This is a genomic window from Bdellovibrio sp. BIS2, from assembly GCF_055398295.1.
On sequence record NZ_AP035879.1, the window covers coordinates 2,017,821 to 2,033,885 of the forward strand.

Consider the following 16,065-nt stretch of genomic DNA (forward strand, 5'->3'; position numbering starts at 1 on the left):
AAGGCCCACAATGCAGCAATTAGTTGCGTGAAATTGAAGCTTATTTTTTAGAGCACATCAGCGTATAAGTCTTGGTCTTCACATTGGCAATTTCACCAAAAGAAAAACCCTCATCCAATTGTCCGGCTTGAACATCACCAAGACTGTTGAAGTAGTGTGTTCCCTGCTCAGACTCACCGATGAATAACGGCAGTGACTCATCACCCGTTTCACTTTTCATCGACACTACAAATCCTTTTTTGGTGAAGCCCACTTTACTGAAATACTTCGCAGACTTTCCAGTCTCTTTATCCATCACAACCAGAGTTCCGTCTTGGATTGAATGCGCAAAACGCGTTCCTTCATGCGTGCAGTATTTATTGCCTTCCTGATCGATAAAATACTGACCCTGACCCTCGGAACGAACCTCGTTTTTCCAGGCGTTCCCGGCTCTTTCAGCGAAAGATGTGGCACTGGCCACCATAACAACCGCAAACAACAAATGAGAGGCTTTCATAGTATTCTCCTTTATAAATGTTCATCGCGGAGAATAGCGACAACTGTGCCTGTTCCAAAATCAATCTATTCTCGGATAACTGCGGAACACTGTCTAAAGAGTTGGCAAAGGCCAAGAAGGGGCGCTTAAGCCATGGCTTTTTGAACTGCGGGGCGAACTCCCACCAGCTCAGCCCAGCGCTTGACTGCCGGCTTGTCTTCAAACCAGCCCGGCTGGGCATGAATAAATCCTGCCACCCAAGGATATGTCACCATGTCGGCGATGGTGTAACTTTCACCCGAAAGGTACTTGTTCCCGGAAAGCTGGATTTCCATCACCCCCACCAGACGACGTGCCTCTTTTTCAAAGCGCTCGATAAACCCCGGGTTGTGCGGAGTCAGCGTGTTCAGACCATAATAGTAATTCCCAAAGATCGGCCCAATCGCCGACATCTGGAACATCACCCACTGCATCGTGCGGGTCTTTTCCGGCAAAGAATCGCCCAGAAACTTCCCGTGCTTTTCGGCCAGATAATAAAGGATAGCACCGCTTTCAAACACCGTCGTCTGCCCTTCCGGCCCCTTGTTGTCGATGATGGTGGGGATTTTTCCATTCGGGTTCATCGCCAGAAACTCCGGCTTTTTTTGCTCCAGATCCTTCAGGCTCACCTTGTGCAGGTTGTAGGCAAGGCCCAATTCCTCCAGCATGATGGTCACTTTGCGGCCGTTGGGGGTGGAGGCGGTGTAAAACTCGATCATAGATGAACTCCTTCAGGCGAAAGGCCCCAGTTTAGACCCCCTTTCGTTAAAACGGGACCCCTGACCACCCGCATCCATGATTGCTGCCTATCTCTTAATAAGATAGATTTTGGTCTGTTCAGCTTTCACATGTGCGGATATAGCGTAGTTGGTAGCGCGCTTCCTTGACATGGAAGAGGTCACTGGTTCAAGTCCAGTTATTCGCACCATTTTCTTCCTTTTTTTCCTGTCTGCTTTCAAGCAATTCCCCGTCAGATCACAAACAGTTTTGGTAAACAAAGGCTCTTGCTCCGGCAGATTGATTTTTGCGCTTTTTCTGCGCTATCTTAGTTTCATGAAAACAATGAGACTCATCGCCCTGCTAATGACATCCATGCTTATCAGTTGCTCCACTCTGACACCGAAAGTGAACGAAGCGGACATCAACGCCGAAGCGGCGAAAGCTTACGCGGAAATCAAAACCAAATCCAAAATCTCCACCAACAAAGAATGGACCGCGATGGTTCAGCGCGTGGCCGATCGAATCGCCAAGGCCTCTGGTGAAAACTTTCAGTGGGAAGTCATCCTGATCGACAGCCCCGAAGTGAATGCCTGGTGCATGCCCGGTGGAAAGATGGCGGTTTATACCGGCATCATGCCCGTGCTAAAAACCGAAGGCGCCCTGGCTGCGGTCATGGGGCATGAAGTGGCTCACGCGACTTTGCGCCACGGGATGGAAGGCTATATCCGCGCCAAACAACAAAGCTATGCCGGCATCCTGATTGCGGGCGCCACCGTCGTCGGGGGACAGTTGCTTTGTAAAACAGATGAATGCCGCAAGTGGAGCGCCCTGGGTGGCGCAGCCGCTGGCTTTGCCCTGACATTCCTGGAAAGAAAATTCAGCCGCGGAGACGAAACCTCCGCAGACAAAAAGGGTCAGATCTATATGGCCAAAGCCGGATACGACCCGAAAGAATCTTTGGTGTTGTGGGATCGCATGAATGCCGCAAAACAGGGCGCGGCTCCGCCAGAGTTTATCTCCACGCACCCGTCTGATCAGACCCGTAAAAACAATCTGAAAAGCTGGCTGCCAGAGGCCGAATCCGTTTACGCCCAGTCACCCAGCAAATACGGTCTGGGTGCAACCATCAAGTAGTCTTACTTGCAGGACGCGGTGAAGATCACATCCTTTGCCGCAAACTGCACATCATAGCGGTCTTCAGACTTATTATACTTCATCAACAGACGACCCGCCTCCAGATATGCGCCACCAAAGGTGTCTTGCAAATCACTGACTGACACCAGTGCATCCACATGCCCCGTCGACAAGGAATGACTTAATGAAGAGTTCTCAAAAGACGAATTCGTATAGGATGTTTTAGTCTCTCCGTCCATAGAGTACACAGTCACTGTCAGACGCTCTTGCTGGCCTTCAAGTGACTGCACTTGAATGTCCATATCGGCGATGTCTCCCATACGGCAAATCATGGTGGTGTCAGCGAATGCGGCTGCGGAAAGCAAGCTGATCAAAATAAAAATGGACAGATTCATCATATAATTCTCCTGCATTGTTTAATGGCGAGGGAATATAGACAAAGCTTAGCTAAAGATCGAGTTAGGAGATTTTAATAAAGGTGGTCCGGGCAGTGGGAGGTCCTGCCCGGAAGAAAAACGATTACTATCTTTCAATGATCGCGGCCACACCCATACCACCTGCGGTACAGATGGAGATCAGCCCACGACCGGAACCCTTTTGTGCGAGCATCTTGGCAAGGCTGGCCACAATTCTTCCACCGGTCGCCGCAAAGGGATGGCCCAGTGCAAGACTTCCACCTTTGACGTTCATTTTGGAACGATCAATGGATCCCAGCGCCTTGTCCCAGCCCAGTTGTGTGCGGCAGTATTGCTCATCTTCCCAGGCCTTCAAAGTGCAGAGCACCTGGCCCGCGAAGGCTTCGTGAATCTCATAGAAGTCGAAATCCTGCAAAGTCAGGTTATTGCGGCGAAGAAGATTAGCCACCGCGCGTGTCGGGGCCATCAAAAGACCTTCGCCTTTTACAAAGTCCACGGCCGCGTAATCAGCATCCACAAAATACGCCAGCACCGGCAGGTTTTTCTCTTTAGCAAATTCCTCGCTGCCCAAAAGCACGGCGGAGGCGCCATCGGTCAGCGGAGTGCTGTTGCCGGCAGTCAGCGTGCCCGTGCCATTGAAATCAAAGGCGGGTTTGAGTTTTGCCAGCTTTTCCATGGTCGTGTCGGGACGGACAAAGATGTCCTGCTTCAGACCTTTGAATTCAAACACGAGGTCTTTATAAAAGCCATCTGCATACGCTTTGGCGGCGTTCTGATGACTGTGATAAGCCAGTTCGTCCTGGGCCTCGCGCGTGATCATCCAGTCTTTCACCATCATTTCCGTGTGATCACCCATGGATTTGCCAGTGCGTGGTTCCTGCACGTTCGGGAAACGCGGCTTCAGATACTGAAGTTTTAGTTCGGCGAACTTTTTCAGACGCCCACCCAAAGTTTTTTCTTTTTGCGCTTCCATCATGATCCAGGAAAACTCATGCGGCAAAACACCGGCGATATCACTGTTGGTGTCGGTACCGCCGCCAATGCCGCTTTCGATCTGGCCCGAGGCGATCTTCAGGGCAATTTGTGCCACCGTCTCAAGACCCGTACCGCAGGCACGTTGCACATCATAACCCGGCGTGTGTGGATCAAGTCCGGCCCCCAGAACAGTTTCCCGTGCCAGGTTCCAGTCAGAGGCGTTTTTCATCACCGCCCCCAAAGACACATCCCCCAACAAAGCCCCGCGCAACTGGGTCTTGTCGACCAGATCACGGACCGTCGCCGTCATCAGTTCCCGATTCGAAGTGCGGGAATAATGTGTGAAGGATTTTGTGAACGGAGTTCTGGAGCCGGCCAGGATGGCGACGGGTCTCATGGTTTTACGGTTGCTCATATTTACCTGTCCTGTTCTGGTACCTATTCTGGTTACCTGCAGTAATTCTGCTTGATACCTACCTACTGATAGGTAGATAATATCCCTGTCGGCCCGTGAATGCAAGAGCTGAAAAGGATTAGAGTATGGACACTAGAACCCGCGCCCTAGACCTGGGACGCCATTATCTGCAAACCCTGGGGTTTAACGGCTTCAGCTTTCAGACCGTCGCAGACGCCCTGGGCATCCGCAAAGCCAGTCTGCATTACTATTTCGCCTCAAAAGAAGACCTGGGTATGGCTCTGATCGAGGAATACCAAAAGTCCTATGCCGACTGGGCCTTAAAAAGAGAGCATCTCTCTGCCGAAGAAAAAATGGAACAACTGATCCAGATGTTTGTCAAAATCGGTGCGGATCACAAGATCTGCCCCGGGGGAGTTTTGTGCGCGGATTTTGGGGCGGTCTCAAACCCCATGAAGAAAAAACTGCTGCAGTTTCATCTGGGACAAAGAGCGTGGCTGATCCGCACACTGAAGCAGGGCATTCGCGAAAAAACTTTCCGAAAAAATCTTCCCATCGAGGAAACCGCTGATCTGATTCAAGCCAGCATTCAAGGGGGACTGCAGGTGGCGCGCATTCGCGGCGAAATGAAAAGCTTCAAAACCCTGGGCAAAACTCTGATTCAGAATCTTAAGTGATAGTTCCGCTGAGCAGTCCGTAGGACTCAGAATCTCTACGCTCTGCTCCACAATTGTTCCATCATTTCCTCTTAGTAATTCCATAATTTACTAAATTTTTGTTACCACCCTTTTGGCACTGAGTTTGCTCTAAGGACACTGCTTGTGCTTTTTGGAGTCATTGTGCGACCAGCCCATTTCTGATGGGCTCAGAGGAATGGTATTCATATGAAATACAGATCACTTACAGTTCTGGGCCTTGTGTTTTTTGCGATGATCAGCGCGAATGCCGCGTCATTGAGTGCTGACTCCGAGGTCAATACGACACTGATCCGGGAATTCCTTTCAAAAACAGAAATGCGTCTGCCACCACAAGTGATCAAGTTCGTGGGTCCACAAACAATCGACTTTAAAGACATGGGTTCACTTCCAGGAAATCTGTGCAGCAAAGATGTGAACTATAAAGACCTGGTTAAAAGCAGCATCTTAAAATTCCGTAAACGCATCTATCTGCATAAAGGTCTTTTGCCTTACCTCAAAGGATCCAAGTCCCCTTGCGCCGGCGACAGCATTCAAAACATCGCCGCACGGGCCTTGATCTTTGAAATTTCCCGCCTGTATGACCGCTCAGACAAACACTGGGACAATGCCACCGACAAGGCCGCTCTTTCCAGTTGTGAATTCCAGCACGAAACCGATCGTCAGAATGGCAATCTGTTTCCGATCTGCCAGTATTATCTGAAAAGTTCTTACCGTGTTTCCGGCTCCCCTGCTTACAAGAACCTGTCGGACTTTAAGGGGAATCGCATTCAAAGCAAAAATGAACTTCCAGTGCGACTGGGAAACATCCACGAATTGGATTCTCCGGATGAGCATTTTGCATACAACTTCACGCAGTTTTTAACGGACCCCTCTTATCAGTGCCGTAAACCTTCTTTCCACACTTATTTCCAGCGCCTGACAGGATTTGTTCCATTTGCTGCCGAAAACTGTGCGCCCGTCACTCATCTTTACACCAGTACGGGGGCGTGGAAAATCGACATCGATCCTGCCAAGGTTTACGAAGTCCATTTCCTTTTTGCCAGCAAGGGTGAAGAGATTATGAGCCGCTGGGGGCACTCAATGCTTCGACTGGTGGTCTGCGCACCGACGCGCAAAACTGTAGGCCCGGAATGCCTGGCGGATGTGGCCTACCACGTGGTGCTAAGTTATCGCGCCAATATTGATGATGTGATTGTGAATTACTGGGACGGCCTGACCGGAAAGTATCCGTCACAAATCATGACGTTTTCAATGAATGAAGTGATTGATGAATACACCCGCGGTCAATGGCGCGATCTGATCAGCCTGCCGTTAAAGATCTCTGCCGCGGAAAAGAAAATTCTGGTGGAAAGTGCCCTGGAACATTACTGGAGTTACGCGGGCGATTACAAATTCCTGTCCAACAACTGTGCTTCAGAAACCGACCAATTGATGCGCGCAGCTTTGCCAAAGAATCATTCCTATCAGGACACCTTTGCGGCAAGTCCTCTGGGAGTTTATCGTAATTTGAAATTGCATCAGTTGGTGGATGAAGGCCTTTTAAAAGATCAAAAGGATGCCAAACGCAAAGGTTACTTCTTCCCAAGTCAGAGAGAATCCCTGGACAAGGCCTTTAATCACATGCGCCCGTTCTTCCTCGGGTATCGTGATTTGTCCGAATGGGCAGAATATTCCAAAGCCTCAGACCGCGCAAAAGTGTATGAAACGCTTGAGACCTTCGAAGACATCGGCAATGCCTACATGCTGGAAAAGTACGCCCATCTGGTGCAGCAAGGCCTGCAGGGAAAACTGATTGCCCGCCTGCTTCAAGGCGACAACCGCGAAGCTGCGTTTGTGCAGGTCATTGCCGGCATCAATCAGGCTTCGCAAAACCGACTGCCATGGAAGCTGGCTCAAGGGGGTTACGGTGTGCCGGTGGCCGCCGAAGTGGTTTCTGATGAAGAAGTCGCCTTGCGCCTGCAAGAGGGCATCAAGTGGGGCGGGGCTTACAAAGAATTGGTTATGAAAAAGTTCCCCGGCATCGACCGGGAGCTTGTTGGAATTAAACAGAACCTGGAACTACTAACAAACCGCAGGAGGTTTTAATGAAAAAACTAGTACTGGTCTCTTTGTTGATCATGGGTATCGGCATGGAATCGGCAATGGCTCGTCCTCACCACAGACCGCGCCCGGAGCACGGCCGTGGCCACGGTGGCCATCATGGTCACAGCGATTTCGGTGATGGTGTATTGGCAGGCTTGCTGCTTTCCACGTCAGCTCTGTTCTTGAGCGACATCACTGCCAACCATTCTCAGGCAGTTTACCTGCACGCCGATCAGGACGCGGCAACCTTCCTTGCTGAAGGTGGCGAGCCGACTCCGGCACTGGCGCAGGCAATGAACTATGAGCGTGATTTCCTGGCGCGTGCGCAAGTCGAAGCTTCTGCTGAACTTTCCGATCAGGAAGTGGCTTACTTGGTTATGAGAAGAGCTGAAAGCCTTTAGTTCAGGTTTTTACTTCGGACCACGAAAAAGGGACTGAGAAATCAGTCCCTTTTTTTGTTACGGATACGAGTTGTTGTTTCAGACAGACAGGCTTATAATGTGCCTATGACTGATACTAAAAAGCTTTCTGACATTCAACTTTCTGTTCTGGACCTGGCCCCCATCATCGACGGCAAGTCCGTTGCGGACTCCTTTCACAACACTCTGGATCTGGCCCAGCACACAGAAAAATGGGGCTACAATCGCTACTGGCTGGCCGAACATCACAATCTGGATGGTATCGCCAGTTCCGCCACTTCAGTTCTGATTGGCTATGTGGCCGGCGGAACCAAAACCATCCGCGTGGGCTCTGGGGGCGTGATGCTTCCCAACCACGCCCCCTTGGTGATCGCAGAACAGTTCGGCACCCTGGCCCATCTATACCCGGGTCGCATTGATCTGGGTTTGGGACGAGCACCCGGCACCGATCGCCTGACCATGCATGCTTTACGGCGCGATATTCAGGGAAATGAAAATGACTTCCCGGAAAATGTGCGTGAACTGATCGGATACTTTGCAAAAAGCCACGGGCATGAACGCGTACGCGCGATTCCAGCCATGGGAACAGAAGTCCCGGTGTGGTTGCTGGGCTCAAGCCTTTACAGTGCCCAACTGGCGGCGGTGATGGGACTTCCTTATTCTTTTGCCGGTCACTTCGCCCCGGAACTGATGGAAGAAGCGATACATATTTACCGATCCGGGTTCCAGGCTTCGCGCTTTCTTAAAAAACCCCACGTCATGGTGGGCTTGCAGGTTGTCGCCGCCGACACCAGTGAAAAAGCCCAGCGCCTGGCCACAACGCTTTATCTGCGATTCCTGGGAATCATCCGCAATCAGCGCGTGAATCTGCTGCCTCCGGTCAGCAGCATGGAACAAATCTGGCGCCCTGGTGAAAAAGAGCTCGTCTTAAACAAACTAAGCAACGCCGTCATTGGCGACAAGGATGAGGTCAAAGCCGGGTTGGAAAGATTTATCCAGCGCACGGGCGCAGATGAATTGATGATCTTATCGGATATGTATGATCACGCAGACCGCCTGCGCTCGTTTGAACTGACCGCGCAAGCGTGGAAAAGCTAGTCCTGAGACATCAGGTGCCAGTCTTTCAGATTGTACTTGTTCAAAATACCTTCCAGCTCGCCGTTCTGGCGGGCCTGCAGGAACCAGTTATGCAAGAGCTGAGGAATAGAACCAAATTCAGGCTCTTTCGGGACGCTGACCAGAACCAAAGAGCTGAATCCCGTCAGTGAGGTCGGCACCAGCTTCAGATTCACACCCGCTTTTCGTCCCACGGAATAACTTAGCAAATTGTAATCGCCCAGGGCCAGATCCACACGACGATCATTGATCATCTTAATCATGCGATCCGCCACATCAGAACCCGTCAGTTTGATCACGCGGGACCCGCCGGATGTTGAGAACACCTCGGCACTGCCTTCACTGCCGACATCCGCATAGACGATCTTTTTTGTGGCAATGGATTCACTGTCGATCAACGAGTCCTTGTAATTCAGAGGCACCAGGGCACCCAGATAGCTCATCCCCAGATCCGGCCCGACAACGCGGATATTCGGAAGATAACGAACCATATACGACGGCACAATGATGTAATTCACCTTCCGGGTTAAAAGATTTGAAACCAGGCGGGTGTTGGCAATACTTTCCATTTGCAGAATGAAACCCTGCTTCTGGGCGATGTCTTTCAAAATATCATAAATATATCCGCCCCAGACTCCCGGGCCTTTTTCACAAAGATAGGGACACAAAGGGGCCACGCCGATTTTTACGATCACACGATTGGAGGACGATGCGGGAATGGCCGCTGTCTTCACGCGAACCGGCGCTTTCTCCGGAGTCACCGTCACATACTTTGAGGACGGACGTCCCATCCAGCCCGGATAATCTTTTACGGACTGCTCGGTCACCGGGAAAGTGGGCACCAGTTTTTTCGTGGGAACTTTTTCTTTTCTCAGATACGCAATCAGATTCCGGGCAGTTTCCCGCCCCAACTCTGCACAAAACTGCGCAGAATCAATGATCGTCAGTCTTTTGTTTTTGATATTCTCAACGGATTCCGGATCCCCGTCGAAAGTGGCATGCCGAATTTCGGTGCGTTTCTTTTCCCAAAGGGTTTTCACAATCGTGATCCCGCCTCCGTCATTCACCGTCAGAATCAAATCCACACTGCCTTTTTCAGGGAAGTCCTTCAGGAATTGTTTTACCGCCGCTTCCCCGGACGCCGGATCCACGGCCTGATAGCGCTTCAGAACTTTGAAATTGCGGTTGTGTTCACGAAGGGAATCAAAGAATCCATCCACCCGGTCCATCGTGGAAGACACCTGCGGATACTCAAACACCACGATGCGAATCGTGCTGCCTTTTTCAAAGGTCTTTTCGATATAATCGCCGTTATCCCGGCCGCCCTGATAATTATCGCTGGTTAAAAACGACGCCAGATTGCCATTCACGATATACTGATCATAGGCAATCACCGGGATGCCCTTGGTATTGGCCTCTTGCAGACCGCGCGCCAGGGCCGAATTGTCAGTGGGCTGAATCACAATCACATTCGGGGCTTTTTTAAGAGCATCATCCAACTGGGCCGTTTGATTCAAAATACCTTTGCGGCCTTCCCCGGCCACGTAAGGAATCACTTTGATTTTATCAGCGCTGGCTTTGTTGAATTTTTCAATTTCCTCTTCGAAGCCTTTTCGCATTGCGACCTGGCCTTCAATCTTCATGCTCCAGTACAATGCGGGAACATTCCACGTTGTTGAAGCATGTGAAGAAAAAGAAAAAATAAATGCGATGATAAAAAAACAAAACTTATTTGTGCCCACACAGCGAGTATAGCTGATGCCGTTATGGGCTCCAAACAAGCAATTCAGAATTGCGAGCTGTTAATGAAAGAAAACAAGATATATTTACAGAGATAAACGAAACGCTGATGTTCCACAGATATCCGCGGCACTAATACAACTCAATGCGATCATTCTCTCTGAATCCAGAGCCGGAATGTATGACAGCAATAGATCCATCGTTACCAAAGTAACTGATGACCTCAAGTGTTCCTTTCAGACGCCCCGGAACACGACCAATGTGACCGCCACTTTCCGGATCATACACATCATCACCGTCTTCAGTGACTTTTAAAAGATCTCCCACTTGCAGGCCAGAGATTCTGCCGACATTCAGGTAAATTCTGTCGCCATTGATCGCAGCAATGCGACCTTCCCAGGTGACTTTATCCAACGATGCCAGCACCTGCGGAGTGAAATCAAGAAACGCGTCTTTCACCAAAACGGTGATCATATCCGGGTTGTTGGCCAGAAACTTGTCTGTTTCAACACGTTCTGCAACACGCACGCCCTGCTCTTCCACGGTGACTGTTTTCACCGTATTAAACACTTCGCGCCCCGCACGGCCCGTCACCACACGCACCTGCGCCACCACCTCAAAGGCCGTGGTCAAATGACGAACCACACCCACGTTATCAGCTTTGCGTTTGATACGAATGTCGATGATCTTGCCTTCAAGAACCGTATTTACACCCAGGGCCTGGGCTGCTTTGGCCACTTCTGTCAGCTTGTACTGACCGTTTTCAATCATCTTGGCCAGGTCCACTTTCAATTCACGGCTGTCCAGAGCAATCACTTCACCCGCGCGGTTCAGATCAGCGATAAAGGCCGCCCGAGCCTGATCACGCAATTCCTGCGGGCGCTTGTCACCCGCATCCAGGAACGGCAGAACCATCATGCGCTTGCGAGGTACGGAATCATCCTTGCGCGCCTCATAGTTCACATCCTTGATTTCCCGGCGCGTGGTGGGATTTGCACTGCGATCCAAAGTTGTACACGCAGTCACACAAAATACGATTGCCAGACAAAATAACTTTTTCACCAGGAGTCCTTTCCTACTGAGCCCACTTCAAAACGATCTCATTTTGCCCCTCGGACACGCGGGAAAGTTTTTTCCCATCCAAATCCAGGGTTTCCAATTTGCCGACCAGTTCCGACGCCGGCACCGACGTGTCGACCTCGAAGCTGACACTGTCAGCGCTGACCAGACGTTCACGGATATTCTTCACTTGCGTCAACTGTGAGCGGATTTTTTCTTTCACGCCCTCAAGAACCGGCAATGGCTGGCGACCCTGAATGGTCAGACGGATCACAGAAGTCCCCACAGAACCTCTTTGCCATGCGTCCATCACCTGGACAGCCAGATCGTTGGCCGTGCCCTCCAGAACCTCGCGCAATTTTTTATCGATCGCATTTTCGAAAGAACCGCCGTCCGTATCAAAGCGACGGGACACATCCGCAATCGCGCGGCCGTTGCTGACCTGCAAAGCGGTCAATTTGATTTCAATACGGAAGTTATTACGCTCCCCTTTGGTCAGGTTCACCTGTCCGTCAACCACCACTGGAGCATTGAAATACTGGGCAAAGAACTGAGCATCCTCACCACCGACTTTTTCATTCTGGAAATCCGCGGGCACACTGGCTGCCAAACCCGCTTCAATCGGTTTGATCAGATAGAAGTTGTTTTTCTGAAAAGCCCCACGCAGAGCTTCCTCCAGCAGGCGGCCCTCTTTCACCAGGAAGCCTTGAGGATTTTTATCCAGTGGCAACCACCAGCGATAGCTGCGGCCTTCCACACGATCCTGCCAACTGACCAGTGGCAACACCACCGGCACGGCTTCGTTTTCATTCAAAAGCGAGTTGTCCTGAAGCATTTGCTTTAAATCCTTCAAAGACACCTTCATCGCCACGGACATCTTGAATTCATCCGCGCTTTGAGTCAGCGCCGAAGGCTTCGTGAACGGAATGTATCGCGCCGAATTGCGGATGATTTTATTCTGAATCAGGGTTTTGTTTTTCAGGAAGCGGTCGTTACCGATCAGCTCCTGAATGATTTCTTCAGAAACTTTTTGAGCCGCTTCATCCTGAATGACTCTTTTTGCCACCTGAGGGTTGGTTTCCTTGGACACACCGGAATAGGTGCGGTCCACCAGTTCTGCCTGCTGGGCCAGGGCGGTGCCACTTACGAAGATCATCAATGCTGCTGCAACCACACTTACTAAACGCATTCCTAGCTCCTCAACTCGATAAAGTCCGTTCTTCCAAACAGGGAATGAACGCCTTCAAAGAATTCATTATTCACACTGATCCCCTGAGCCTCCTCCATTTCCATCAGGACACGGCGGTTCAGCTCACCCAGCTCGATTTCCAGACTGACCGAGGTTGTTCCCGGATAGTCCTTCATCAACGACTGCAGGCGTGGGTAATCATCAGGATTAATCTTATCCAATCTTAGTACCATTCGCTTGGTTTTTTTAAGGATATCTTCCAACGGAGAAACGGTATCAACCATGATCTTGGCTGATCCGTCCTCTACCTCCAGACCACCCCCGACCAGGACCGGCCTTTCATCGCGAAGCTGGGCTTCAAAGCGAGCATAAGAATCCGGGAAGATCACAAGCTCACAGCTGCCCGTCAGGTCCTCGACCTTGCCGAACGCCATGCGGGTTCCTTTTTTCGTGATCAGTTCGCGAAGCTCAGTGATAAGACCGGCCACGACGACGCGTTTTTTACCCGCATCGCGGTTTTTCCAATCCTTCTTGGCAGCCTTCAGTGCTTCCGCCTCGGGACTGCCCGGCGCCGGCATCTGCGCTGGCAAATCAATCACCTTACAGGTCGTCCAAAGCTCTGAAAGCGTGTCAAACCCCTTCAGCGGGTGATCACTCAGGTAAAAGCCCAGCACTTCTTTTTCATAGGTCAAAGACGCCGTTCGAGCCCAAGGTTTCACATCTTCCAAAGTGACTTTGGTTTCAGTCGAAGGCCCCAGATCAAACAATGAAGACTGCCCCATCTCGCGGTCTTTTTGCAGACCAATCGCGCGATCCAGGTACTTCTGATAACCGGCAATCAACTGCGCACGGTGCGCGCCAAAGCCATCAAAGGCCCCGGCCTTAATCAGACATTCGATCACTTTTTTATTCACACGACGGGTGTCGATGGAATTAAAGAACTCATCCAAAGAAGTGAACTTTTTCTCGGGCAGATTGTTGCGGGCCTCGATGATGGCCTCAACCGCATTCTGCCCCACACCTTTGATCGCCCCCAGACCGAAGTAGATCTCATCGCCATGAACATCAAACAGGTAATCCGAGAAATTCACACTTGGCGAACGCACGGTCAGACCGCGCTTGGTCGCATCCTTGGAGTATTTTACGATCTTTTCAGTGTCGGAAAGCTCCGTACTGAGCAGGGCTGCAAAGAATTCCGCCGGGTAATGACATTTCAACCAGGCAGTCTGTAACGTAACAACGGAATAAGCCGCCGCGTGGGATTTATTGAATCCGTAGTCGGCAAACTTGTACATCAAATCAAACAGATCATTAGAGCGCTGTTTATCATGCCCGCGTTCGATCGCCCCTTGCATGAAGCGCTCACGGTGCTTGTCCATCTCCTCTTTGATCTTCTTACCCATCGCACGACGAAGCATATCCGCTTCACCCAGAGAATATCCGGCAATGCGAGAGGCGATACCCATAACCTGTTCCTGATAGACCATGATCCCGTAGGTCTCAGACAGAACCTCACGGGTGTCTTCCAGAAGGTATTCCACCGGCGCCTTGCCGTGCTTACGATCGGTAAAGTCCGGAATATTCGCCATCGGACCCGGTCGGTACAACGACGTGATCGCGGTGATATCGGCAAAAGAAGAAGGTCTGATTTTACGGGTGGCATCGGTGATGCCCTCACCCTCAAACTGGAACACCCCTGCGGTATCCCCGCGCGACATCATCTCAAACGTCGCCGTGTCATTCATCGGAATCATCTGCGACAGAATTTTTTTGCCGCGATTTTTCACAATCAGCTTCAGCGCGTGATTGATGTGAGTCAGGGTCTTCAGACCCAGGAAGTCGAATTTAATCAGGCCGATTTTCTCGGCGTGCTTCATGTCGTACTGAACGACCTGCTCTCCGTCAGCACCCTTGTAAAGTGGAGCATGACGAACCAGTTGGCCGTCGGCGATGATAACCCCGGCGGCGTGGATCCCGGCATGGCGAACCATCCCCTCAACCCTTTGAGCAAGATCCATCAGCGTGTTCACTGTTGGATTCATCTCCATCATCTCTCCGATACGAGGTTCCATTTCCATGGCCTCTTTCAGGTTGATGCCGAGCTTTTCCGGAATAAGTTTTGTTACCGCGTCGACCTCAGGGAAGGTCATACCCAACACGCGGCCCACGTCCTTGATGGCGGCGCGGGCCTGTAACTTTCCGTAAGTGATGATCTGGGAAACAGATTCCTGACCGTACTTGCGGGTCACATACTGGATCACCTCCTGACGACGATCCTGACAGAAGTCGATATCGAAGTCGGGCATGGAGATACGTTCTGGATTCAGGAAACGCTCAAACAGAAGGAAGTTCGGCAGCGGATCCAGATCCGTAATACGCAAAACATAAGCGACCAAAGAACCCGCCCCGGAACCCCGCCCCGGACCGACCGGAATATCATTGGTTTTGGCCCAGTTGATGAAGTCTTGAACGATAAGGAAGTAACCGTTAAAGCCCATGCGGTCGATAATGCCAAGCTCGTATTCCAGACGCTTGTCATATTCAGGAATTTTATCTTCAGGGACCATTTCACCGCGTGCCGCCGCTTCTTCAAAGCGCACCAACAGACCAGCTTTGGCTTTGCGGGCAATGTCCTCTTTCAGCGACAACCCATCATCTGTCGGGAATGTCGGAAGGTGATAGATCGGTTTTCCTTGGTCGTCTTTAAGTTTGAATTTAACATCGCAACGTTCGGCGATTTGCAGAGTGTTGGAGATCGCTTCCGGCACGTCAGCAAAAAGCTCGACCATCTGCTCTGGTTTTTTCAGATAGAATTCATCCGTCCCCAGACGGAAACGGGATTCATCGCTCAAAGTTTTATTCGATCCGATACAGATCAAAACTTCCTGAGCCATCTGATCGTCCTGAGTCATATAATGCACGTCATTGGACGCCACCACAGGAACTCCCGCGATTTTGGAGGCTTCTAGCAGGAACGGATTGATACGATCCCACTCGGGCACACCCGTGCGGCACATCTCAAGATACAGGCGATCGTTGAAGATTTCTTTCAACTGGCGGATTTTCGCCAAAGCCGCGTCCGGCCCTTCCCGCAGGAAGGATTCCGCGACTTCACCACGCAGGCCTCCGGTCAGACAGATCAGATTTTCATTGTACTGCTGAATGACTTCGTAATCGATACGAGGCTTCCAATAAAAGCCTTCCTGATAACCAATGGAAGAAAGTTTACACAGATTGCGATAGCCATCATTATTCTGCGCCAGGAACACCAGACGGCGCGGACCGGTGTTGACCTGATCTCGGTCCTGCTTTTTTTCAAGACGCGATCCCGGAGCGATGTACGCATCCAAGCCCAGAATTGGTTTTACGTTGTTGTCCTTACAGGCAAAGAAAAATTCAACAGCACCGAACATGTTGCCGTTGTCTGTAAGAGCCACCGCGGGCATCTGCATCGCCGCTGCTTTTTTAGCAATGGCTTTAACCCGGCACGCGGCTTCCAAAAGGGAATATTCTGAGTGGACGTGTAGATGAACAAAAGACATGACAATTTCATATCTTAGCCCCCTTTTTGTTTCAATAAAAGGGGGT

Annotated in this window: 13 protein-coding genes and 1 tRNA gene; 6 read left to right on the forward strand and 8 right to left on the reverse strand. The window is 50.8% G+C overall.

Annotated elements, in window-relative coordinates; translation table 11 throughout:
- Positions 1-40 precede the first annotated feature (40 nt).
- Both ACZ520_RS09745 and ACZ520_RS09750 read right to left on the reverse strand, forming a co-directional pair.
- Complete coding sequence (locus tag ACZ520_RS09745) at positions 41-496, reverse strand: hypothetical protein (RefSeq protein WP_464125241.1); 456 nt, start codon at positions 494-496, stop codon at positions 41-43.
- A 125-nt stretch (positions 497-621) separates the two neighbouring features.
- Complete coding sequence (locus ACZ520_RS09750) at positions 622-1,233, reverse strand: glutathione S-transferase family protein (protein WP_416480592.1); 612 nt, start codon at positions 1,231-1,233, stop codon at positions 622-624.
- A 133-nt stretch (positions 1,234-1,366) separates the two neighbouring features.
- Here ACZ520_RS09750 and ACZ520_RS09755 point away from each other — a divergent pair.
- Both ACZ520_RS09755 and ACZ520_RS09760 read left to right on the forward strand, forming a co-directional pair.
- A tRNA-Val gene (locus ACZ520_RS09755) sits at positions 1,367-1,442 on the forward strand.
- A gap of 125 nt (positions 1,443-1,567) precedes the next feature.
- The gene (locus ACZ520_RS09760; protein WP_374030297.1) at positions 1,568-2,368 is read left to right on the forward strand and encodes a M48 family metallopeptidase; all 801 of its coding nucleotides are present in this window, start codon (positions 1,568-1,570) and stop codon (positions 2,366-2,368) included.
- A gap of 2 nt (positions 2,369-2,370) precedes the next feature.
- Here ACZ520_RS09760 and ACZ520_RS09765 read toward each other — a convergent pair whose 3' ends face one another.
- Both ACZ520_RS09765 and ACZ520_RS09770 read right to left on the reverse strand, forming a co-directional pair.
- Complete coding sequence (locus ACZ520_RS09765) at positions 2,371-2,766, reverse strand: hypothetical protein (protein ID WP_374030298.1); 396 nt, start codon at positions 2,764-2,766, stop codon at positions 2,371-2,373.
- 124 nt (positions 2,767-2,890) lie between these two features.
- Positions 2,891-4,174 (reverse strand): acetyl-CoA C-acetyltransferase, encoded by a 1,284-nt coding sequence (locus tag ACZ520_RS09770; RefSeq protein ID WP_088565188.1) that lies wholly within the window; start codon positions 4,172-4,174, stop codon positions 2,891-2,893.
- 125 nt (positions 4,175-4,299) lie between these two features.
- Here ACZ520_RS09770 and ACZ520_RS09775 point away from each other — a divergent pair, with 125 nt between their 5' ends.
- The 4 genes from ACZ520_RS09775 (at position 4,300) to ACZ520_RS09790 (ending at position 8,471) form a co-directional block, all read left to right on the forward strand.
- The gene (locus tag ACZ520_RS09775; protein WP_464125244.1) at positions 4,300-4,851 is read left to right on the forward strand and encodes a TetR/AcrR family transcriptional regulator; all 552 of its coding nucleotides are present in this window, start codon (positions 4,300-4,302) and stop codon (positions 4,849-4,851) included.
- 207 nt (positions 4,852-5,058) lie between these two features.
- Positions 5,059-6,957, forward strand: a complete 1,899-nt coding sequence (locus ACZ520_RS09780) for a lipoprotein N-acyltransferase Lnb domain-containing protein (RefSeq protein WP_464125246.1) — start codon at positions 5,059-5,061, stop codon at positions 6,955-6,957.
- On the forward strand, positions 6,957-7,355 hold the full coding sequence (locus ACZ520_RS09785) for a hypothetical protein (protein WP_038449303.1): 399 nt from the start codon (positions 6,957-6,959) through the stop codon (positions 7,353-7,355). Before ACZ520_RS09780 ends, ACZ520_RS09785 begins: the two co-directional genes overlap by 1 nt.
- Positions 7,356-7,460: 105 nt before the next feature.
- Positions 7,461-8,471, forward strand: coding sequence for an LLM class flavin-dependent oxidoreductase (locus tag ACZ520_RS09790; protein WP_464125248.1), 1,011 nt, complete (start codon positions 7,461-7,463; stop codon positions 8,469-8,471).
- Here the strand turns inward: ACZ520_RS09790 and ACZ520_RS09795 are convergent.
- The 4 genes from ACZ520_RS09795 to dnaE form a co-directional block, all read right to left on the reverse strand.
- Complete coding sequence (locus ACZ520_RS09795; RefSeq protein WP_374030302.1) at positions 8,468-10,132, reverse strand: substrate-binding domain-containing protein; 1,665 nt, start codon at positions 10,130-10,132, stop codon at positions 8,468-8,470. The genes ACZ520_RS09790 and ACZ520_RS09795 overlap by 4 nt on opposite strands.
- A 229-nt stretch (positions 10,133-10,361) precedes the next feature.
- Positions 10,362-11,291 (reverse strand): hypothetical protein, encoded by a 930-nt coding sequence (locus tag ACZ520_RS09800; protein ID WP_464125250.1) that lies wholly within the window; start codon positions 11,289-11,291, stop codon positions 10,362-10,364.
- A 13-nt stretch (positions 11,292-11,304) separates the two neighbouring features.
- Positions 11,305-12,477: a hypothetical protein gene (locus ACZ520_RS09805; protein ID WP_464125252.1), complete on the reverse strand. Its 1,173-nt coding sequence runs from the start codon at positions 12,475-12,477 to the stop codon at positions 11,305-11,307.
- 2 nt (positions 12,478-12,479) lie between these two features.
- Complete coding sequence (gene dnaE / locus ACZ520_RS09810) at positions 12,480-16,019, reverse strand: DNA polymerase III subunit alpha (RefSeq protein ID WP_088565181.1); 3,540 nt, start codon at positions 16,017-16,019, stop codon at positions 12,480-12,482.
- Between the last annotated feature and the right edge of the window lie 46 nt (positions 16,020-16,065).

Coding starts and splice junctions, on each gene's coding strand:
- ACZ520_RS09745 (WP_464125241.1), bottom strand. CDS start 496: ATGAAAGCCTCTCATTTGTTGTTTGCGGTTGTTATGGTGGCCAGTGCC.
- ACZ520_RS09750 (WP_416480592.1), bottom strand. CDS start 1,233: ATGATCGAGTTTTACACCGCCTCCACCCCCAACGGCCGCAAAGTGACC.
- ACZ520_RS09760 (WP_374030297.1), top strand. CDS start 1,568: ATGAAAACAATGAGACTCATCGCCCTGCTAATGACATCCATGCTTATC.
- ACZ520_RS09765 (WP_374030298.1), bottom strand. CDS start 2,766: ATGATGAATCTGTCCATTTTTATTTTGATCAGCTTGCTTTCCGCAGCC.
- ACZ520_RS09770 (WP_088565188.1), bottom strand. CDS start 4,174: ATGAGCAACCGTAAAACCATGAGACCCGTCGCCATCCTGGCCGGCTCC.
- ACZ520_RS09775 (WP_464125244.1), top strand. CDS start 4,300: ATGGACACTAGAACCCGCGCCCTAGACCTGGGACGCCATTATCTGCAA.
- ACZ520_RS09780 (WP_464125246.1), top strand. CDS start 5,059: ATGAAATACAGATCACTTACAGTTCTGGGCCTTGTGTTTTTTGCGATG.
- ACZ520_RS09785 (WP_038449303.1), top strand. CDS start 6,957: ATGAAAAAACTAGTACTGGTCTCTTTGTTGATCATGGGTATCGGCATG.
- ACZ520_RS09790 (WP_464125248.1), top strand. CDS start 7,461: ATGACTGATACTAAAAAGCTTTCTGACATTCAACTTTCTGTTCTGGAC.
- ACZ520_RS09795 (WP_374030302.1), bottom strand. CDS start 10,132: ATGAAGATTGAAGGCCAGGTCGCAATGCGAAAAGGCTTCGAAGAGGAA.
- ACZ520_RS09805 (WP_464125252.1), bottom strand. CDS start 12,477: ATGCGTTTAGTAAGTGTGGTTGCAGCAGCATTGATGATCTTCGTAAGT.
- dnaE (WP_088565181.1), bottom strand. CDS start 16,019: ATGTCTTTTGTTCATCTACACGTCCACTCAGAATATTCCCTTTTGGAA.